Origin of the sequence: Vibrio crassostreae 9ZC13 (genome assembly GCF_000272045.2) — a bacterium.
Taxonomy (GTDB): Bacteria; Pseudomonadota; Gammaproteobacteria; order Enterobacterales; family Vibrionaceae; genus Vibrio; species Vibrio crassostreae_C.
The window spans coordinates 217,391-236,644 of sequence record NZ_AJYZ02000019.1; the positions used below are offsets into that span (position 1 = coordinate 217,391).

General features: G+C 43.9%; 18 protein-coding genes. 10 read left to right on the plus strand and 8 right to left on the minus strand.

What is annotated here, in order from left to right; translation table 11 throughout:
• The first annotated feature begins 22 nt into the window (after positions 1 to 22).
• The 6 genes from A136_RS02425 to dbpA all read left to right on the plus strand — a co-directional run bounded on the left by A136_RS02425 (position 23) and on the right by dbpA (position 6,371).
• Positions 23 to 1,336 carry a TolC family outer membrane protein gene (locus tag A136_RS02425; protein ID WP_017059472.1) on the plus strand — a complete coding sequence of 438 codons (1,314 nt, stop codon included), beginning with the start codon at positions 23 to 25 and terminating at the stop codon, positions 1,334 to 1,336.
• On the plus strand, positions 1,336 to 1,974 hold the full coding sequence (locus A136_RS02430) for an OmpA family protein (RefSeq protein ID WP_017064344.1): 639 nt from the start codon (positions 1,336 to 1,338) through the stop codon (positions 1,972 to 1,974). The genes A136_RS02425 and A136_RS02430 overlap by 1 nt, the downstream gene beginning before the upstream one ends.
• The gene (locus tag A136_RS02435) at positions 1,974 to 2,918 is read left to right on the plus strand and encodes a PstS family phosphate ABC transporter substrate-binding protein (RefSeq protein WP_017064345.1); all 945 of its coding nucleotides are present in this window, start codon (positions 1,974 to 1,976) and stop codon (positions 2,916 to 2,918) included. The genes A136_RS02430 and A136_RS02435 overlap by 1 nt, the downstream gene beginning before the upstream one ends.
• Positions 2,919 to 3,128: 210 nt before the next feature.
• Complete coding sequence (locus tag A136_RS02440) at positions 3,129 to 3,716, plus strand: hypothetical protein (RefSeq protein ID WP_017064346.1); 588 nt, start codon at positions 3,129 to 3,131, stop codon at positions 3,714 to 3,716.
• Positions 3,717 to 3,934: 218 nt separating this feature from the next.
• Positions 3,935 to 4,843 (plus strand): aldo/keto reductase, encoded by a 909-nt coding sequence (locus tag A136_RS02445; RefSeq protein ID WP_017064347.1) that lies wholly within the window; start codon positions 3,935 to 3,937, stop codon positions 4,841 to 4,843.
• A 148-nt stretch (positions 4,844 to 4,991) separates the two neighbouring features.
• Positions 4,992 to 6,371: an ATP-dependent RNA helicase DbpA gene (gene dbpA / locus A136_RS02450; RefSeq protein ID WP_017064348.1), complete on the plus strand. Its 1,380-nt coding sequence runs from the start codon at positions 4,992 to 4,994 to the stop codon at positions 6,369 to 6,371.
• 140 nt (positions 6,372 to 6,511) lie between these two features.
• Here dbpA and A136_RS02455 read toward each other — a convergent pair whose 3' ends face one another.
• Positions 6,512 to 6,685: a hypothetical protein gene (locus tag A136_RS02455; protein ID WP_017064349.1), complete on the minus strand. Its 174-nt coding sequence runs from the start codon at positions 6,683 to 6,685 to the stop codon at positions 6,512 to 6,514.
• Positions 6,686 to 6,988: 303 nt separating this feature from the next.
• Here A136_RS02455 and A136_RS02460 point away from each other — a divergent pair, with 303 nt between their 5' ends.
• Positions 6,989 to 7,825 (plus strand): DUF6279 family lipoprotein, encoded by an 837-nt coding sequence (locus A136_RS02460; RefSeq protein WP_017064350.1) that lies wholly within the window; start codon positions 6,989 to 6,991, stop codon positions 7,823 to 7,825.
• A 72-nt stretch (positions 7,826 to 7,897) separates the two neighbouring features.
• Here A136_RS02460 and A136_RS02465 read toward each other — a convergent pair whose 3' ends face one another.
• The 3 genes from A136_RS02465 to A136_RS02475 form a co-directional block, all read right to left on the minus strand.
• Positions 7,898 to 8,521 carry a 3'-5' exonuclease gene (locus A136_RS02465; protein ID WP_017059480.1) on the minus strand — a complete coding sequence of 208 codons (624 nt, stop codon included), beginning with the start codon at positions 8,519 to 8,521 and terminating at the stop codon, positions 7,898 to 7,900.
• Between the two features lie 70 nt (positions 8,522 to 8,591).
• On the minus strand, positions 8,592 to 8,993 hold the full coding sequence (locus A136_RS02470; protein WP_017064351.1) for a PPC domain-containing DNA-binding protein: 402 nt from the start codon (positions 8,991 to 8,993) through the stop codon (positions 8,592 to 8,594).
• Between the two features lie 133 nt (positions 8,994 to 9,126).
• Positions 9,127 to 10,323: a DEAD/DEAH box helicase gene (locus A136_RS02475; RefSeq protein WP_017064352.1), complete on the minus strand. Its 1,197-nt coding sequence runs from the start codon at positions 10,321 to 10,323 to the stop codon at positions 9,127 to 9,129.
• Positions 10,324 to 10,723: 400 nt separating this feature from the next.
• Between A136_RS02475 and A136_RS02480 the strand changes: the two genes are divergently transcribed.
• Positions 10,724 to 12,379 (plus strand): ABC transporter substrate-binding protein, encoded by a 1,656-nt coding sequence (locus tag A136_RS02480; protein ID WP_017064353.1) that lies wholly within the window; start codon positions 10,724 to 10,726, stop codon positions 12,377 to 12,379.
• A gap of 197 nt (positions 12,380 to 12,576) precedes the next feature.
• Positions 12,577 to 14,037, plus strand: a complete 1,461-nt coding sequence (locus A136_RS02485; protein WP_017064354.1) for a hypothetical protein — start codon at positions 12,577 to 12,579, stop codon at positions 14,035 to 14,037.
• A gap of 124 nt (positions 14,038 to 14,161) precedes the next feature.
• Here the strand turns inward: A136_RS02485 and A136_RS02490 are convergent, their stop codons facing one another.
• The gene (locus tag A136_RS02490; RefSeq protein ID WP_017064355.1) at positions 14,162 to 15,793 is read right to left on the minus strand and encodes an NAD(P)/FAD-dependent oxidoreductase; all 1,632 of its coding nucleotides are present in this window, start codon (positions 15,791 to 15,793) and stop codon (positions 14,162 to 14,164) included.
• 253 nt (positions 15,794 to 16,046) lie between these two features.
• Here A136_RS02490 and fdxA point away from each other — a divergent pair, with 253 nt between their 5' ends.
• Positions 16,047 to 16,370 carry a ferredoxin FdxA gene (fdxA, locus tag A136_RS02495; RefSeq protein WP_017064356.1) on the plus strand — a complete coding sequence of 108 codons (324 nt, stop codon included), beginning with the start codon at positions 16,047 to 16,049 and terminating at the stop codon, positions 16,368 to 16,370.
• 96 nt (positions 16,371 to 16,466) lie between these two features.
• On the opposite strand, the gene A136_RS02500 is transcribed toward fdxA, so the two are convergent.
• The 3 genes from A136_RS02500 to A136_RS22775 form a co-directional block, all read right to left on the minus strand.
• Positions 16,467 to 17,201: an RNA methyltransferase gene (locus A136_RS02500; protein WP_017059484.1), complete on the minus strand. Its 735-nt coding sequence runs from the start codon at positions 17,199 to 17,201 to the stop codon at positions 16,467 to 16,469.
• Positions 17,202 to 17,376: 175 nt separating this feature from the next.
• Positions 17,377 to 18,429, minus strand: a complete 1,053-nt coding sequence (locus A136_RS02505; protein WP_032545660.1) for an aldo/keto reductase — start codon at positions 18,427 to 18,429, stop codon at positions 17,377 to 17,379.
• Positions 18,430 to 18,802: 373 nt separating this feature from the next.
• Positions 18,803 to 18,949, minus strand: a complete 147-nt coding sequence (locus A136_RS22775) for a hypothetical protein (protein WP_017059486.1) — start codon at positions 18,947 to 18,949, stop codon at positions 18,803 to 18,805.
• Positions 18,950 to 19,254 lie beyond the last annotated feature (305 nt).

Below are 19,254 nucleotides of genomic sequence, written 5' to 3' on the forward strand. Positions count from 1 at the left end.
CATAAATATAAAAGGAAGTGTAATGCATTCAAAATTCTTACTCTCTTCTTGCTTGCTAATGAGTGGGCTGTCTCAAGCAGCTTCATTAGAAGAGTCCGTGGCCTTTGCCATCGACTATAGCCCAGAGATATTGGCGCAATACTCCCGATACCAATCGGTGGTCAGAGACGGAGACGCGGCGAGTGGTTTGTATATGCCGCAAGTGAACTTGTACGCGGCAGCAGGTTATGAAGAAACGCGCTACAACAGTGGTAGCAAACTTGATACCGATGATCGAGGCCTAACGAGAACGGAAATTGGCGTTAAAGTATCCCAGTTACTATTTGATGGTTTTAAAACCACATCGAATGTCGATCGACTGACGTTCGAAGCAGAAGCTGAGCGTCTAACTCTGATTTCGCGAGCTGAAAACGTATCGTTAGATGTGGTGAGAAATTACCTCGATATCCTAAAAGCAGAGACGCTACTTGAATTGTCTAAGCGTAATGTAAAAGAGCACCAAGAGATCTATCAAGATATCCAAGATAAAAAGAGCAAAGGCTTGAGTAGCAACTCGGATCTGGCTCAAATCTCCGCCCGTGTCGCGACCGCGCAGTCTTCACTTATCGCCGCTCAGAACAACCTGTTTGATTTGCAAACTCAGTATCTACGCTTGGTTGGCAAACCTGCGGTGAACTTGGTTTACCCCCGGTTTGATTACGCTCTATTACCAAGCTCAGCACAGGTCGCACTTGAACAAGCTGTCGAGAATCACCCTGAAATCAAAGCCTCTTTGCTTGATATCGACGCGGCTCGTAAAGAGATGCGCCGCGAGAAAGGGGATTACTACCCAGAACTAAAACTTGAGCTTCATGCCAATAAGAATGACAACGTATCTAACCCGCCAGGCGGTGTCGATGAAGATGCACGTATCATGTTGACGATGGATTATGACCTGTTTAATGGCTTCTCTACCGACTCCAGGGTTGAATCGTCAGCTTGGCGAGTGGAAGAGGCAAGGGCGATCCGATTACGAACAGAGCGTGAGGTTCGAGAAGGTACACAACTGGCTTGGAACGCTTACAAAATGCTTGAGCAGCAAAAATCCTTACTTCAACAGAATGTTGATGCAGCGAAAATTGCAGAGCTTGGCTATATCCAGCAATTCAATGTTGGCAGACGAAGCCTTCTTGATGTACTGGATGCAAAAGTAGAAGTGTTTTTGGCTCGAAGAAACTTCATCAGCACTGAATATGATCAAACGTTAGCGGCTTATCGAGTGTTAAATGCGATGGGTATGTTGACGTATGCGTTGAGGATTGAACATCCAGAAGAGTGGCAAGGGGAGAATAAGTAATGAGATATTTTAAACTAGCGCTACTTAGCTCTATCTTGCTAATGGGATGTGTAGAAACGCCTGATACGACAATGACACGCCACCAAATTGATGACTTAGCGGATAATGACCGAGATGGTGTGATTAACCAGCGAGATCTATGTGCCGATACGCCAGAAGGTGTAACGGTAGACATTAAAGGGTGTGCTAATTGGAAAATTGTCGAAGATGTTGAAGTATTAAGTGTGGCATTTGATTTTGATAAGTATGACCTTAAACCTGATCATACCGCTGTATTAAATGAGTTGGTGCGTTTACTAGGAGAGCAGCCTGATGCTTCGGTTACCTTGGTCGGAGATACCAGTGCTGAAGGTACAAACGTTTATAACAAAGCATTGGCCAAGAAAAGAACTGGCGTGATTCGAGACGCATTGATTGATAGAGGCATCAATGGTGAGCGTATCTTCGAACAAGAGTTTACTCAGATAACCAGTTTAACTCAGCACCTTCACAAGCGTAAGCGTAGAACGATTGCGGTGATTAAGACAGAAAGCATGGAAGTGAATCCATCTTGGAACATCTTCACTTCAGAAATGCAGCTCGATAGTAATAGCGATGTTGAGTCTAAAACGTCGATTGATCCAGTAGGAGGCCAGTAATGAAACGTCTATCGAATAAATCGGGCTTACTGCTTGCTGCTGTACCTATGTTGTTCTCTGCATCGACGTTCGCGAATGATGCCAGTGACATTGGTTTGGTCGCGATTGAGCCGAATATGCAGGGGCTTGTAGAAGATCTGCTTAAGAGCCAAGAGATCGACTTAGAAATCTTGTTGAGTGACAGCGTCCCAGAACAGATGATCATGCAGCGCTCGCGTGTTGGTATCACTTCCCAAAAGTGGACTGACAAAGAGATGGCTAGGTTTGATATGCGTTACGGTTATAGGCCAACAGAGCTGATGTTTACCGCTGAAGTGATTGCGATTCTAGCCAATGAAAATAACCCTGCGACATCAATCACCGTCGCTGAATTAATTGATGTGTTTGGTTGTTCTAACGATCCTAAACATCCAAAATGGTCAGCAAGTAGTGATATTCGTAACGGTGAAAGCCTAGATACTCATATGTTGCCCTTTGCCATTGATCACAACCTGAAAGGCCATACTACCTTTTCAAGTTGGGTCGAATGTGGAACAGAAGGAGAATATGCCCATACTCAGTTCTTAGCGGATTTACCTGATCTGATTAATAAGATTGAAGACGAAGATGCCGCCATTGGTTACACCGTTTACTCAGATCAGATCTCTGATGTGAAATGGTTGAGCGTGGTTGATAACCTAGGTGTGAACTACGACCTAAACAAAGAAACGATCCTCTCTGGTCGTTACCCGTTAGCAACGGTTTATTACATGTACTTGAATATTCCAGCGCATCGCAAAGGCTTTACGGAACAAGAGGAGTTCTTTGTTGGGCTTACCTTGTCACAAGATCATCAAGGCGTGTTGAACCAATACGGCTTCATCAGCTTGCCGCCAGAAGCTATTCAACGTAACAAAGTCAGATTGTCGCTTGAAGAGCCTGCTATTGAAGGTGGCTACAAGTAATGGGTATGTCATGTTGTAACTGTTGTGGGAGAGTGATATTCTCTCTTTCGTAATGGTTCTCAACGTGACGGATTACGTTATTCGGTGATGAAATTATCTAGCGGGCATGTATGCCCGTTTTTTTTCGCCTAAAATTTGCGACTCGAGCAGTTGTTTGTCGTTTGGTCACGTATAATGGACACTTCATATAGCGCTAAATAAGCCCAGTCGATGAAAATCTTTCAAGTTCTAATCTTGCCTCTAATGCTGTCCCTCAATGCTATTTCATTTTCAGCGCAAGCAACCGAAAGCTGGTGGCTAAGAACAGTATTTAACAGCAGCCCAAGTCTGCCGAATTCTCAAAACTATTTTAATGATATCGAGTTGATGGATTGTGGTGAGATCGAAGGTACTTTGTTGTGCAGTGACTTAACCCAATATTACGACCTGGATGTGTATGTTGAACTGGAGTTGGGGGACTCAAGTGTCGAAACGGTTCTCTTAAACCTGCCATATTCGGACCTAAGTTACACAAAGCTTCAGGCATACCTTCGCCAAGATGGCTTTGCTCTCAGTTCAATTCGTATTGGTGAAGATGAATTCGATGTTACAGCTCAACTCGAACAAGCTCGAAATGAAGGTGTTGGTTTCGATAAGGTGGATAAACAGCTGGTCGAATTCATCAACGCGCCTCACGGTTCAGCAGAGCAACTGAGTGTGTGGAATGTGCCTAGCTTATCTTCTTCTAGCTCTACTTCTCCTTGGATTCAGTTACAGAGTGATGGTGACAACTTAACGGTTGAACTTAATCGTTTTTAATTGCTCAAATTTATAGATAGTTTCGTTATTTATTAGGCTAAACAAGCCTTTCAGGAGAACGGCTCGCGGGCAGACAGCAAGTTATAATTCATTTAAGTGTTCGTTTTTCTGCGGCTCTCACATTTTTAATAAGCGTTTAGCTTTGCCATTTGTTATTACGTTGAGCCTTCGGTAAAACGAGATTAGGATACGTTCAGTATTGATAAAGGAGACAACCCATGGTTGCAAGAGTAACGATAGCGCCACAAGGCCCAGAACTTTCTGAGCTGGTGCAAGGATACTGGCGTACAGCAGAGTGGGGCATGACCCCGCAACAACGCCTGACTTTCCTGAAGCAACATATTGATCTTGGCATCACAACTGTTGATCACGCGGATATTTACGGTAACTACCAATGTGAAAAGTTGTTTGGTGAGGCTTTAGCGCTTGAACCAAGCCTTCGTGATGATATTCAAATCGTCACCAAGTGCGATATCAACCTATGTGGTGACCACACTCCAGATCGTAAGATCAATCACTATGACACCAGCGCGCAGCATATTTACCAATCAGTAAATAACTCATTAGAGCACTTAGGTGTTAACGATATCGATGTATTGTTGATTCACCGCCCTGACGTGTTAATGGATGCCGATGAAGTAGCAGAAGCGTTCGCAGAGCTACACAAAGTAGGTAAAGTTAAGCACTTCGGTGTTTCTAACTTTTCACCGCGTCAGTTCGAACTGCTTCAATCTCGACTCGGTAAGCCGTTAGTGACCAACCAAGTTGAAATCAACCCATTGAACTTCGAAGTGGCTCATGATGGCACGCTAGATCAACTGCAGATGAACCGCATTCGCCCGATGGCGTGGTCTTGTCTCGGTGGTGGTAGCATCTTCAGTGGTGATTCAGCGCAAGCGGTTCGCGTTCGTGATGAGCTAGAGGCGATTCGTCAAGAAGTCGGTGCAGACAGCATTGATCAAGTGATTTACGCTTGGGTTCGTCGTTTACCATCTAGTCCAATTGCAATTATTGGTTCTGGTAAGATTGAGCGTGTGAAGACGGCCGTTGATGCACTGAAAATCGAGCTGACGCGCGAACAGTGGTATCGCGTATGGGTGGCATCTAAAGGTCACGGTGTGCCATAGAAAGCAATTCGTATAGAAGTTAAAGCCAGCTAACAAAGCTGGCTTTTTTGTGTTCGCCTAACATGTTTCTCCAAAACTGTGATTAAGGTGGAATAATTTTCAAAAACACTCATAATGCACTCTGTTTTTCACCAGTTGGATATTTCCATTGAGCACTTCAAAATTCTCTTCAATCGCCCTTAAACCAGAGCTTCTAAACACGTTAGATTCTCTTGGTTATACTGAAATGACGCCTATCCAAGCGTTAAGTCTTCCTACTATCCTAAATGGCAAGGACGTTATCGGTCAGGGTAAAACGGGTTCAGGTAAAACAGCTGCTTTCGGTTTAGGCGTGCTGCAGAACCTACGCGTTAAGCGTTTCCGTGTTCAGTCTTTAGTGTTATGTCCGACTCGTGAGCTTGCAGACCAAGTAGCAAAAGAGATTCGTACTCTTGCTCGTGGTATTCACAACATTAAAGTGCTGACACTATGTGGCGGTATGCCAATGGGCCCACAGATTGGTTCACTAGAGCATGGCGCACACATTCTTGTAGGCACACCTGGTCGTATTCTTGATCACCTAGAGAAAGGCCGCATTGACCTGTCTGAGCTGAACACACTTGTGTTAGATGAAGCGGATCGCATGCTAGAGATGGGTTTCCAAGACGCTTTGGATGCTGTGATTGAAGCGGCGCCAAAAGAACGCCAAACTCTGCTATTCAGTGCGACTTTCCCTAAACAGATCAAATCTGTTGCAGACCGCATTATGCGCAATCCAGAAATGGTGAAGGTTGAATCAACACACGATCACTCAAGCATCCAACAACACTTCTACAAGTTAGAAGGTTCTGAAGCTCGTGATGACGCTCTAGAGCTGCTGTTGTTGCATCACCAACCGGAGTCTGCGGTTGTGTTCTGTAACACTAAGAAAGAAGTGCAGAACGTAAACGATGAGCTAAGCCACCGCGGTTTCAGTGTTATCGAACTTCATGGTGACATGGAACAGCGTGAACGTGACCAAGCTTTGGTTCAGTTCTCAAACAAAACCATCTCGATTCTAGTGGCGACAGACGTTGCGGCTCGCGGTCTTGATGTTGATAACCTAGATGCTGTGTTCAACTTTGAATTGTCTCGCGACCCTGAAGTTCACGTACACCGTATTGGTCGTACTGGCCGTGCAGGAAGCAAAGGCGTAGCGATCAGCTTCTTTAGCGAAAAAGAGATGTACCGTGTTGCTCAAATTGATGAGTACATGGACATGCCAATCGAGCCATCTGAACTGCCAGCAAAACCAATTGCTAAGCCGTACTACTCAAACATGGTTACCATCCAAATTGATGGCGGTAAGAAAGCTAAGCTTCGTGCTGGTGATATTCTTGGCGCACTGACGGGCCAAGGCGGCATTGATGGTAAATCAGTAGGTAAGATCAATCTGTTTGCAATGCGTGCTTACGTAGCGGTAGAAAGATCTGTGGCTAAAAAAGCACTGAACAAAATCGAATCAGGTAAAATGAAGGGTCGTCAATTCCGCGCCCGAATCCTGAAGTAATTCGAGACTGAATCCCTTTGCTGCGATATGTCTAATTAACGACATTGCTAATTAATGGCATTGCAGTAAAGGGTGTTCCACAAAATGCCACTTAAGTTTCTTATCTTAGGTTTATCGACCTAGTCCTCTATACCAAAGCATTATTCATCGGGTCTTATCGAATAAAGATCGTTGATATGTTTTCCTTCGCTAAGATACCAAGTCATCGCTTCCTGTCGATTGTGAACCAATATCGTGATTGTGGTTATTGAACCATCATCAAAATAACAAAGCTCATATTCTAAATCGCTTGGATGATCAGGAATAGCGGCCATAGCTTCCCTCCCAAATATCAATCATTTTAAATACGTCAACCCAACTCATTTATAGGGCTCGTATCACGTCAAATGAGTAATAAAATCAAGTTACATCACTGCCATTAATTATTTTTAGTTTAATCATTTGCCTAAATAGCTAGATTAGCAAGTTTGGGTCTCAATTTATCTCAAAGTTTTTACGACCACTGTTTATTAAGACTACTTTTATAAGAGCTAGAATTAGCGTTATAAAAACTGGGCTAACCTTAAAGGGATGAGTTAATCGGTTTGTGGCTTTGTTGAATGTCGTGAGAGGGTAGAATGAGAAAGTGCCGGTGGTTAGTTTTAGTGATCTGTTTTCTATTTACTGGGTGCGGGACCAAGTTCGCCTATAACAATATAGGTTGGTTTGTCGTTAGCTATATAGAAGATTTTGTTTCCCTCTCAAATAGCCAAGAATCAGAGCTTGAAGAGCGATTAGATATATTACAAAAATGGCATAAAGAAACTCAGCTACCTCTGTACATCTCGCAATTAGAAGCGATTCAAAACGTAGAACGGTCGGATATGAATCCCGCTTTTATTGTGGGCCAAAGTGAACAAACGAAAGAGCATATTCGCACAATCGTCAATAAGTTCGCTCCAGATATTTACGCCTTGAGTATGCAGCTTAGCCCTAAGCAAGACAGGGAGTTTTTAAAGAACTTTCGTGAAAAGCAGCAAGACTATTATGAAGAAAGGTTGTCGTTGAACGATGCCGATTCGAGAGAGCGATACCGAAGCAGAATAGAAGAGCGCGCAGAACGGTGGTTAGGTTCAGTATCGAAAGAACAAAAACAGATTATTTTGGCTTGGTCTAAAGAGTGGGTAAATACCAATAGCAGTTGGCGACAATATCAAAACAACACCTATCAAGAGCTAACGACGCTGATGGCAAAGAAGAGCGATCTGCATATTGCTCAGCCGATTATCATGAAGTTGCTTTTAAACAATGAAGCTTATTATCCTGATGAACTTGAGTCACAACTCAACCAAAATATGGAAACATCAGCCAAGTTTTTAGTAGATATCGCCGCGACCAGCAGTAACAAGCAGTGGGCGTATTTTATGAATGAATTAGAAAGCCTCAAAGGAACGTTGAAGTCATTGCAAGAGTAGAGCGTCCCTTTTAAAGGCTAGCGGTTATTGTCGAGCTAGCCTTTCATCCCACTTTAAGGTGAATTTCGGAACCTAACCCCTGTTGCTCATCAGTAGTTTTGGAATCGAACCTTTGGCTGTCTTCGATATTTTCTGCATCAATTGGAAGCTCGGCTGTTGAATACCGTGGTCACTCTGCAGCTCATCGATCATTAATAACCACAACCTTGCTGTCATTTCTGAATCGGCTAACGCTCTGTGGAAAGTACCGTCGTTGTCGATATTTTTGAAACGCACAAGGTCGCCTAGCTTATGAGTTGGTGCGTCTTGGATTAGACGACGAGCTATCAACATTGAGCAAGCGAACTGTCCATTGTAATCGCGACCAATATTATCTAATTCCGCATCAAGAAAGCGCTTATCAAATGAGGCATTGTGAGCGACAAGTTGGCTGTCTTGAATGAAGTCTGCAAACTCATCCATCACTTCACTACAACTGGCCGCTGTGCTTAACATACGGTTACTGATTCCGGTATAACCTTCAATGAATCCACTCACACGAAATCCCGGGTTCATGAGCTGCTGGAAGGTGTCGACGACTTCGCCGTTAACGAGTTTAACCGCACCGATCTCAATCGCTCGGTCGCCCATATTTGGTGATAAGCCTGTGGTCTCGAAATCGAGAACGATAACGGAATCTGCGGAGTTTGGAGCCATCGTGTTTCCTAATTGCTGTTTGGTAGTATCGCTTTGTATGGGGCGTTTGGTGTTGCTATGGGTAAATCAGTTATTTGCTATTGCTGATAGTAAGTTCAGTGTAACCCGTCGAATCGTCATGCTCTCTGTTGAAGGTCAAGGTATCATAGCGGTGAACAATCAATTCCGCCGTGGTTGCGATAATCGTCCCTTCAAGCAAATGCCCACCTATCAAATCGCCATTTTCATTAGCAACGGATATATGAACATGTTGGTGGTTTGGGGTTAGCGTTGCCATTACAGACACAATTTCGAACGGAGCTGTGATTAGCTTGGTATTGTTTGCATTAGCCAGACGAATATTGAGTTGAGAAACACATCCGACACAAGACGCGATAGAGCCCGCGGAGATATTGTGCGCTGTCACTAGCCTCTGGATCTCTAGCTTTAGGTCTTGGCCGCGGGTTAATCTCGTTGCGATAGGAGTGATCATCTTATTGCCTCAACGTTATATGTATTTCAAAGAACAAAACGAAGCCACATAGGGCTTCGTTTTATTTTCATTTTGGCTAACGCGACTTTTCTTTTGGTTAATGCAACTTTGCATTTTCTGTCGCTGAAATTACTTAGTCTTGTTGCTGTTCTCTTTTCTTCTTAGGAACGAAGTTCAATACTGAAATGGGTACTTCTTTGCGTGGTTCGAAACCTTCAACAACGCGACGTTCAATCAAGTGACCAAGACGCTTTTCAATAATGCACAGGTTTTTGAAGTTATCTTTTGATAGGAAAGAGATCGCTTCGCCAGATGCATCAGCACGGCCTGTACGACCAATACGGTGAACATAATCATCTGCTGGGAATGGCATGTCGTAGTTCACTACGCGGCTTAGGTTGTCGATATCGATACCACGAGCAGCAACACCCGTCGCGACTAAGTATTTTAGGCGACCTTTCTTAAAGTCAGCCAAGATTTTTTCACGAATCGCTTGGCTACGTCCACTGTGGAAAGCTTCCGCTTGAATACCACGTTTCTCAAGTTGAGCAACCAACTTAGCCGCGCCGTGCTTGGTTTCGATAAAGATAAGCGCTTGGTCCCAGTTACCTTCGGTAATCATGTGGCTCAATAGTGCTGACTTACGGTCTTTATCTACCGTTACCAACCATTGCTCAATGTTCGCTTTAGACGCATCAGTCTTGGCAATCGAAATCTCTTCCGCTTCACTGATTGCACTTTTCGCTAGTGCACGCACTGGCGTTGAAAGCGTTGCCGAGAACAGCAGGTTTTGGATGTCTTGTGGTAGACGCGCGATGATCTTGTTGATGTCTTCAATGAAACCCATGTCTAGCATGCGGTCAGCTTCATCTAGAACCAGTACTTCCACTTCATCAAAGTGAACGGCACGTTGTCCGTACATGTCGATCAAACGACCTGGTGTTGCCACAAGAATATCCACGCCTTCAATAAGACGATCTTTCTGGTGTTGGTAAGACACGCCACCGTACATCGCTAGTGATGTTAGGTTTAGGAACTTCGCGTACTTAGTGATGTTCTGTTCAACCTGAACTGCCAGCTCACGCGTTGGTGTCAGGATAACTGCGCGGATACGTTTTTTACGCTGCGTTTCACCTTTGCTTAGCATTTCTAAGATAGGGAGAACAAAGCTCGCAGTTTTACCTGTACCTGTTTGTGCTGCAGCAATAAGGTTCTTACCAGAAAGAACAATCGGAATTGCTTTTTCTTGAATAGAGGTTGGCTTTTCATAGCCTTGTTTTGCAACGGCTTTAACAATAGGTGAGCTTAATCCAAGCTTGGAAAATGGCATAAGTTTCTCGGTATGATTTGGCTAAATAGCGATGGAAAGGTTCAACAATCTTATACAAGGATAAGATTAATGGCGGCATTCTACCATGTTGCTTGTGTACCGCTAGTAACATACACACTTTAGTTGGATAATACTGGCTCAATAGCACAACGATAAGGCAGGAATGTAGAGCAAATAGCAAATCCGGTGGAGGATTAATCTCCCACTTATTTTTGCCACTGAATATGCACGATCAGTGATTATTTTGTTTGCTAAAAGAGGTGTTTATAAATTAAGTTGGATCTTGATATTATTTATATCAACAGTTTCATACAGCATATTCCAACTTGAATGAGTAAATAGACCTCCCATTTGGGTTACAGCTATTCTCGTTCCACTAGACGCTTGATTCGGATATCCATTGAACGACGCTAACTTACGTAGACTTCAGCAGCTTATTGCAAAGTATGAATTAGGTGAAGAGTATCACCTAACGATCGATGATCTTGAACACTCGCTATCGACCTCTCGCAGAAACACTTCGATCATTCTTAAATGCTTATCGGAATATCGCTGGATTTGTTGGATTCCGTCCAAAGGAAGAGGGAAGCTTAGCCAGTTTAGAATTTTGGTCAGCTTTCCCGAAGCATTAGAACAAGTGTTAGCGCTTCAGTTAGAGCAAGGGTGTTTTAACGTTATTCCCCGCCTTCTAGAAAGCTATGGTGATGCTGCAATAAAGGCACTGACGCTAGCGACTGAAAAACATAGTCTGTTCAATCAACAACATGACCATTTACTGATCACTCAATATCCGTGGGTTGATAACCTTGATCCAGCAAAAACATACCGAACCGCAGAACATCACATCTTAAGAAGTCTATACAATACGTTACTCGTCCAAGACCATGAGGGAAATCCCCAAGCGAGCCTCGCGCACCATTGGAAGGTGGAAGGGCGATTTCTGCATTTTTGGTTGAGACCGAATGTGTTATTCCATGACGGTGAAACTTTAACGGCCAAAGATGTTGCTCAATGTTTGTTGCAGCTAAAAAATATCGAAGGGCCAGTACAGTCTTTATTTGATCAGGTCAGTGATGTTCAAGTGGTGGGTGATAAACAACTGACTATTGAGCTGACACACGCAAACCCAATGTTTCTCTATGCTTTGACTAGCCCACACGCGTCTATTTACCGCTGCAAGCGTACTTATTTTTCGAGCGGGCGCAGTGCCTATATCGGAACCGGACCTTTCTCATTAGACGATTGGAGCGAAGAGTGCTTGGTTCTTAAACGTCACCGAGGTTACTTTGCTCAAAATGCCTTGTTAGAACAGATAACGCTCACCGACATAGAAGGTTTGAATGATCACACCCTGAGTTTTAATCAATCTGGCGTAGCAGAAGAAACCACAATCAATGCACTTTCGTATCTTGCGGTTAATCGTAGAGAAAACTCGGGCATAACCCCTGAAGAACTCGACAGGTTGGTATCGTTTATCAAGTCCAGCAGTAAAGAGTTTGATGCTGATATGGTGACGGATGATCTGTCTTTCTCGCCGAGTAAATTAACATCCAGCAATCCCATTCCTATTTTGACGGGCACGGTTGTATTAACACGACCTAGAATGACGATTCCTTTACTTCAAGATATGGCGGACTGGCTGCAACAAACGATTGTAAAAACGGGTGTCGCTATTGAAGTTGTTGAGCTTACCAATATCAGTGACCCTAGCTCCATGAGTGAGTCGGCAGACTTGTTATTCATTGAAGAAGTTATCGAACAGCCAGCCGATTATGGCCTTTACGATTGGCTACTTGCTTCCTCTGGGCTCAGATTCATTTTCAACAATTCTGAGATGAAGGCGCATTGCGAGAGAGTTAGAGCTGCTGTCAGTGGCGAGGACCCAATGCGCGAGTTGAAAGAGATTGAAGGTTCGCTTTATCAACAGAAGTTACTTTGTCCGTTATTTCACGGCAAAGAGAAGGTTTTTAATAGTGTTGAGGTTCATGGGGTAGAGATTAACCAAACCGGTTATAGTGATTTTTATAAGCTTTGGATAGCTTCGAACGAGAAGTAATTAGTCCATTTTTAACCCCATTTCCCTATCTTTTAGTTTCTGTTCAAAATGAAAACATGCACGAATCGGCTATCACCCTTTCGTGTTTCTTTCTAATGCCAATCGCTATTATGGCTGGCTATGACTATCACAGTCATTTCCGGTCATCCCCCCAATGACAATTCCATTTATAATGTATTTCATTAGGATCTAATCGAATGAAACTTAAGCTTATTTCTATCGCACTTATAGCTGTTGGCCTTACGGCTTGTGGCGGAGGAGGCGGTGGTAGCAACACAAGTGCTCCTGCTCCTCAAACGAGAACCTTACAAGGTGTCGCCATTGACGGGTATATTTCCGGGGCGACCGCGTTTCTAGATATCAATTATAATGGCGTATTAGATGAAGGTGAGCCTAGCAGTGTCACGGACGATGAGGGCAGCTATGAGCTATCTTTGACGGGCTCTAACTCAGACTGTATGGACTACGCTCCAATCGTAGTGAACGTGCCAGTAGGCGCTATTGATGCAGACAGCCCAAACACACCGATTACTGAACCTTATCAGTTAATCTTTCCGCCAGTCATGACGGTGAGTTCTGAGCAAGAAATTAAGTCGACTACGCCACTGACAACTGTTTTATGGAATCAGATCCAAGCCGACTTGTATAAAGGTGGTTTAAACAGTTGCTCTGCTTTGAAGCAAGCCGTGAACACCCAAAATAGCATTATCCAAAATGTGAAAGAGCATGACTTCCGAATTGCGAACCGATACAACATCGCAGTAGAGGACTTGTATGGTGATTTCGTTAAAGATCAAAATACTGAGCTCTACGATTTAGCGCAGAAGATGATGCCTGCCATTAAAAAGTCGTATCAAGAGACCAAAGAGATTCAAAAAGAGAACCCGACAGCCCAGCAAGCTTATGTTGACTATTACTGGCAGCATTGGGATTACTCCAAGAAGAACGAAATTAATAAGTGGTATAAAGTTAAAACAGTGATGACTGCGGATAAGCTGATTGTCATTGAACATGAAGTTTCAGCTGACTTGCAGACAGAACTGGCGTTAAATAAGCATATTGAGCGTAATAGCCAAAAGAAAAATGGTTTGGAATATGACAAAGAAGCTTGGTTCTCATTGGATAGTGATGGAACGGAATATTCATGTTCGGTGAAAGAGACCATCAAGCAACAGATTTTACCTAACTCACTCGCGACCTTTGGTGTGTTGAACCGTGGTTGGTCTAAACAACCTGATTGGGACAGTTGTTCACGTCAAAATGTCGGTGCTGGATTCATGCAAACCTTGTCGGCAGATCTTGTCGGTGACTACAAAGATCAGTTTACCCAAGTACAAGCGAAATTTAATTTTGAGAATAACGCACCACATCCCGAGTGGGTTAATCTCGGTGATTCATTGGATAGAGTGTCGCGCAGCGACTTTGATGCACTCAACTACCTATCGGTAGATTTTAATGACAACAGTTCATATGGTTCTGACAGCTGGAACCGACATAAGTATGCGTTCATTGAAAATACACCGTTTGATTATACTCAGACGATAACGTCTAAATATTCTCAAGGGAACTGGACTAAAGGTTATTATTACCAGAATGGGACAAGTTTATTTGAGTGTTCAAATGATGGTGTGAATTGGTCAAAAGAGACTTGTAAGTAACGCTGCCGAAGTCGTGACTAAATAATTTTAGATACCTTTATGCAATAAAAAAATCCAGTGTCGACAAGGCACTGGATTTTTAGTTTTGGTTGATCGCGATCTAGCTTTGCTTTATCGAAAGCGCTTAAGCGATCTCAATCTTCTCAGCTTGGTTCTGTTCTACCATTGACAGTGCAAGTGCTTCCGCAACCTTAATACCATCGATACCAGCAGACAGGATGCCGCCTGCGTAGCCTGCGCCTTCACCTGCAGGGAAGAAGCCCTTAAGGTTGATGCTTTGGTAGTCTTTACCACGCTTGATACATACAGGAGAAGACGTACGAGTCTCAACACCTGTTAGTAGGCCGTCTGGTGTAGAGAAACCTTTGATTTTCTTCTCGAACGCTGGGATTGCTTCACGAATCGCTTCGATAGCAAAATCAGGCAGCGCTTTTGAAATGTCTGTTAGGTGGATACCCGGCGTGAATGACGGTTGTACTTCACCGATTGCACTCGGATCGCGACCTTTCAAGAAGTCACCGATTTTCTGAGCTGGTGCATCGTAGTTTTCACCACCAAGAACATAAGCGCCACTTTCAAGTTCACGTTGTAAACGGATACCAGCCAGTGCGTCACCTGGGTAATCACGCTCTGGGTCGATACCTACAACGATCGCGCTGTTTGCGTTACGTTCTGCACGAGAGTATTGGCTCATGCCGTTCGTTACTACGCGGCCTTCTTCAGACGTTGCAGCAACCACAGTACCACCTGGGCACATACAGAAGCTGTATACAGTGCGGCCATTCTTACAGTGGTGAACGAGTTTGTAGTCCGCAGCACCTAGGATTGGGTTGCCTGCGTTCTTACCGAAACGAGCTTCATCGATCATCGATTGCTTGTGTTCGATACGGAAACCAACAGAGAAAGGCTTCGCTTCCATGTAAACGCCACGATCGTACAGCATTTCAAACGTGTCACGAGCACTGTGGCCAACAGCCAATACCACGTGACGAGATTTGATCTCTTCACCGTTAGAAAGCGTTAGGCCAGTGATTTGACCATTTTCCATATGAACGTCGTCAACACGAGTGCTGAAACGGATTTCGCCACCAAGTTCAATGATAGAAGCGCGCATCTTTTCGATCATGGTAACCAGTTTAAAGGTACCGATGTGCGGCTTACTTACGTATAGAATTTCTTCTGGTGCACCCGCAGCAACGAACTCTTCAATTACTTTACGGCCGTAGTGCTTTGGATCTTTAACTTGGCTGTACAGCTTACCGTCAGAGAAAGTACCTGCGCCGCCTTCACCAAACTGTACGTTTGATTCTGTGTTCAGCGTACGCTTACGCCAGAAACCAAAGGTATCTTTCGTACGCTCACGAACTTCTTTACCACGCTCAACGATGATTGGGTTGAAACCCATTTGAGCAAGCACTAGGCCAGCGAATAGACCACATGGGCCAAAACCGATAACCACAGGGCGCTCAGTTTGGTTCTCAACCGCTTTAGCAACAAACTTGTACTCCATATCAGGAGTCACTTTTACGTGCGGGTCGCTAATGAATTGTTCTAACAACTCAGCTTCGTTTTCAACGAGAACGTCAAGCGTGTAGATAAGTAAGATCTTTGATTTCTTACGAGCATCGTAGCCACGTTTAAAGATATTAAAAGAGAGTACCTGATCAGAGTTAATACCAAGTTTCGCTTCAATAGCGTCTTGAATAGCAGACTCTTCATGGTCTAGTGGGAGTTTAATTTCGGTTAAACGTATCATTTCGATGTCTCGTTTTTATAGGTGTCTTAGCTAGATCGTTTCTTAATACAGAGTTTGATGGAAACGCTGATGTTCAAAGAAGCGATAAGCTCACAATGGCGCGCATTTTACGAGAAATTGATTTATCTGTCATACTAATTTGGAAACATGGAGCAAATAGACACGATATTAGAGCCGTATGATGTTGAATTTTGCTTTGGGATGAGTATTATCCCCATTCTTCAATTTTGACTAACTTATAGAGCAGAGCATCATGGCATTTGTCGTAGGCGATAATTGTATTCAATGTAAATACACAGACTGTGTGGCAGTGTGCCCCGCAGATGCGTTCCATGAAGGCCCAAATTTCATGGTAATCAACCCAGTCGAATGTATTGATTGTGGCTTGTGTGTACCTGAATGTGATGCTCAAGCAATCTTCCAAGAAGACGAACTGCCAGAAGATCAAAAGATCTTCATCGAAGTGAACGCAGAGCTCGCTGAGATTTGGCCTGTGCAAACGGAAGTAAAAGCACCAATGGATGACGCTGAAAAGTGGAATGGTGTGTGTGATAAGTTGGCAATGCTAGAAAAGTAATTGTTGAAAAGAACTCAAATAAAAAGGCGTACTGATTTAATCAATACGCCTTTTTTAATATCTGAACACTGTCGATTGGCTAGTTAGCTTAGAGGTCTAGCTATGCTGACGACGCATGTTGTCGAGAATAATGCCTGTCGCCATTGCAACGTTCAAAGACTCTGCGCCGCCGAATGCTGGAATCGTAATCTTATCAGTCGCGTATTTAGCCGCGTGTTCACGGATGCCGTGAGACTCACTGCCCATCAATAAAATGCCGTTAGCAGTAAACTCAGTCTTATGAACACTTTCGCCTTCTAAGAAAGCACCGTAAACCGGTAGGTTCGCTTGCTCTAAGTAAGCTGGTAAGTCTGTTTGGCTTACGTGTACGCGGCCAAAGCTGCCCATAGTCGCGCTGATCGTTTTAGGGTTGTATGGGTCTGCGCAATCGCTGCTCGCAACGATATGCTTGATGCCGTACCAGTCTGCTACGCGAATAATCGTACCTAGGTTGCCAGGGTCTGAAACGCCATCAAGCGCAATCATCAGTCCTGTTGCTTCTGGTAGTTCAAACGTTGGGATCTCAACAACCGCAATCGCTGCGTTGTTACTGACCAAAGTGCTCGCTTTGGTTAGATCATCCAGCGAGGCTTCAACACAATCAAACTCAATCAGTGAAGCATGATTTTCAGATAAGAAATCAGCGGTAGCAAAGACATTCTTCACCACTAAGTCACTATTGAACAGCTCAAGAACGTTCTTTTCACCTTGAACTAGAAACAGGCCGTGGGCTTTACGTTGTTTCTTTTGACCCAAAGCACGAAGGAGTTTTAATTGGTTTTTTGAAATCATGTTTTTATCCTAGATATAAGCCCGCGCATTATAGAGCAAAGGTTAGCGAACCAAAAGCGTGATAGCTCAATGCGATCCATATAAAAAGCAAAAGCGATCCACTTAAAAAAGAAAAGCGCACTAAATAGCGCGCTCTTATGGGATTTACTCACCTAAGTTAAGCTGAACTGACAGCCTAATACGGAGCAGGATAGCGTTTAAATACTGTGTTGATATCAGTCAGGATTTCTTCTGATAGCGGTTTACTAAAAGCGGCTACGTTCTCTTTTAATTGCTCCATGGTCGTTGCACCGATGATGGTGGACGTCACCCCATCAACTTGATTACACCATGCCAATGCCAGTTGGCTCGGAGTAAATCCATGAGCGTTTGCTACTTCAACATAGCCTTTAACCGCTTCGTTGGCAGATTCAGTGTCACGGAAAATGCCTTTACGTTGCATGTAAGTCCAACGGCTGCCTTCCGGTCTTGCGCCATCAATGTACTTTCCACTCAACATGCCTGCAGCTAAAGGTGACCATGGCAGGTAAGCTACATCTTCATGCACACAGTTCTCAATCAGATATGGCCAGTCTTTTGCGTGCAGTAGGCTAAATTCATTCTGAATCGAAACCATACGTGGCAAATCGTGTTTTTCACTCAGCTTGAGGTAAGTGTTAATGCCCCAAGTAGAATCATCTGAAAGCCCGACATGGCGAATTTTCCCCGCCTTAATGCAGCTTGCCAGTGCTTGTAGGATTTCCAACATCTCAGCTTCATGCTGCTTTCGGTCAATATCACTGAATCGAATGTGATTCGGGAAATGCTTACCAAAGTGAGGCGTTGTACGATTTGGCCAATGAAGTTGGTAAAGGTCGATATAGTCTGTTTGTAGGCGTTTTAATGATGCGTCAACGGCTGCGATCACCGCTTCACCCGTTATCGGGCCGCCATCTCGAACCCAAGGAAGCCCTGGCCCGGCAATTTTGCTCGCAATGATCAACTCTTGTCGACGCTGTGGGTTACGCGATAACCAGTTACCAATGATCGCTTCTGTTTTTCCGTAGGTATCTGGAGAAGGTGGAACCGCGTACATCTCTGCAGTATCGATAAAGTTAATACCTTGGCTTAATGCGTATTCGATCTGTTGGTCGGCTTGCTGTTGCGTATTTTGTAGCCCCCAAGTCATGCTGCCAAGACAGATACGGGAAACGGGAATTTGACTACTTCCTAGCTTTGAATATTCCATTGAATTCGGGGTTCCTGTGGTTAGGTTCTCTGGTACTCGCATTATAGTTTTGAAAAGAGGGCGAGTGAGGAATGAAAACGAATATGAATTATTAGCACAAAATGACACGACAAGGTATGGCATCGGGGAGTTTAGTGAGTCATTTCTCAGCGCTGCAAGCTAGTGTGTGCAATGCGTGAAAATACATTCGCGAGAAACTATGAGCCAATTGGTGATCGAGAAGTGAAGAACAACAAGCAATGAGCGAAGGTTTAATGTTCAGCTTGTTTGGGAGTGGGGGAGAGGAGAACAGATCAAAAATAAAAAAAAGCTCTACCGGATAGAGCGTAGAGCTTTTTTATAGGGGTCTTAATAGTGCTAGGTATTCATTGAGTTACGAGGTCGCGTTTGTGTCTAATCCACCCTGGATCTGCGCCTGTCTTAGAGCTTCCTGCCTTTGAACTTCTTTCTCAGTTAATACTGGTCGAAGCGTTTCCTCAGAGGCTTGAGGAGAGAAAATGAAATATTTATTAATCGTCATAACTGTGTCTCCGTGTAACGTATGACAGATTCTGCATCAAGGATAAATTGTGATCATCATCCACTTTGTACTTTTGTTAGGCTGAGAGCGGAGGGCGTAGAATGCGTACAAAGCGATCTCTTATCATCCGTATGCAATGTTGAACTGACGAAACCCTCTGTTTTCAAGTATAGGAAGCGCATCTAATTTCGCACAATAATGATTTAGAGCAATTACATACATGGTCAGGGGCGTAAGATGAAAACCCTCGCTACTGACTCTGTGCTCGTATTTATTTAACGAAGTATCACTTATCGACATAATAA

Bases quoted from the DNA above. Each gene is read 5' to 3' on its own strand.
- A136_RS02425 (WP_017059472.1), top strand. From the start codon at position 23: ATGCATTCAAAATTCTTACTCTCTTCTTGCTTGCTAATGAGTGGGCTG.
- A136_RS02430 (WP_017064344.1), top strand. From the start codon at position 1,336: ATGAGATATTTTAAACTAGCGCTACTTAGCTCTATCTTGCTAATGGGA.
- A136_RS02435 (WP_017064345.1), top strand. From the start codon at position 1,974: ATGAAACGTCTATCGAATAAATCGGGCTTACTGCTTGCTGCTGTACCT.
- A136_RS02440 (WP_017064346.1), top strand. From the start codon at position 3,129: ATGAAAATCTTTCAAGTTCTAATCTTGCCTCTAATGCTGTCCCTCAAT.
- A136_RS02445 (WP_017064347.1), top strand. From the start codon at position 3,935: ATGGTTGCAAGAGTAACGATAGCGCCACAAGGCCCAGAACTTTCTGAG.
- A136_RS02455 (WP_017064349.1), bottom strand. From the start codon at position 6,685: ATGGCCGCTATTCCTGATCATCCAAGCGATTTAGAATATGAGCTTTGT.
- A136_RS02460 (WP_017064350.1), top strand. From the start codon at position 6,989: ATGAGAAAGTGCCGGTGGTTAGTTTTAGTGATCTGTTTTCTATTTACT.
- A136_RS02465 (WP_017059480.1), bottom strand. From the start codon at position 8,521: ATGGCTCCAAACTCCGCAGATTCCGTTATCGTTCTCGATTTCGAGACC.
- A136_RS02470 (WP_017064351.1), bottom strand. From the start codon at position 8,993: ATGATCACTCCTATCGCAACGAGATTAACCCGCGGCCAAGACCTAAAG.
- A136_RS02475 (WP_017064352.1), bottom strand. From the start codon at position 10,323: ATGCCATTTTCCAAGCTTGGATTAAGCTCACCTATTGTTAAAGCCGTT.
- A136_RS02485 (WP_017064354.1), top strand. From the start codon at position 12,577: ATGAAACTTAAGCTTATTTCTATCGCACTTATAGCTGTTGGCCTTACG.
- A136_RS02490 (WP_017064355.1), bottom strand. From the start codon at position 15,793: ATGATACGTTTAACCGAAATTAAACTCCCACTAGACCATGAAGAGTCT.
- fdxA (WP_017064356.1), top strand. From the start codon at position 16,047: ATGGCATTTGTCGTAGGCGATAATTGTATTCAATGTAAATACACAGAC.
- A136_RS02500 (WP_017059484.1), bottom strand. From the start codon at position 17,201: ATGATTTCAAAAAACCAATTAAAACTCCTTCGTGCTTTGGGTCAAAAG.
- A136_RS02505 (WP_032545660.1), bottom strand. From the start codon at position 18,429: ATGGAATATTCAAAGCTAGGAAGTAGTCAAATTCCCGTTTCCCGTATC.
- A136_RS22775 (WP_017059486.1), bottom strand. From the start codon at position 18,949: ATGACGATTAATAAATATTTCATTTTCTCTCCTCAAGCCTCTGAGGAA.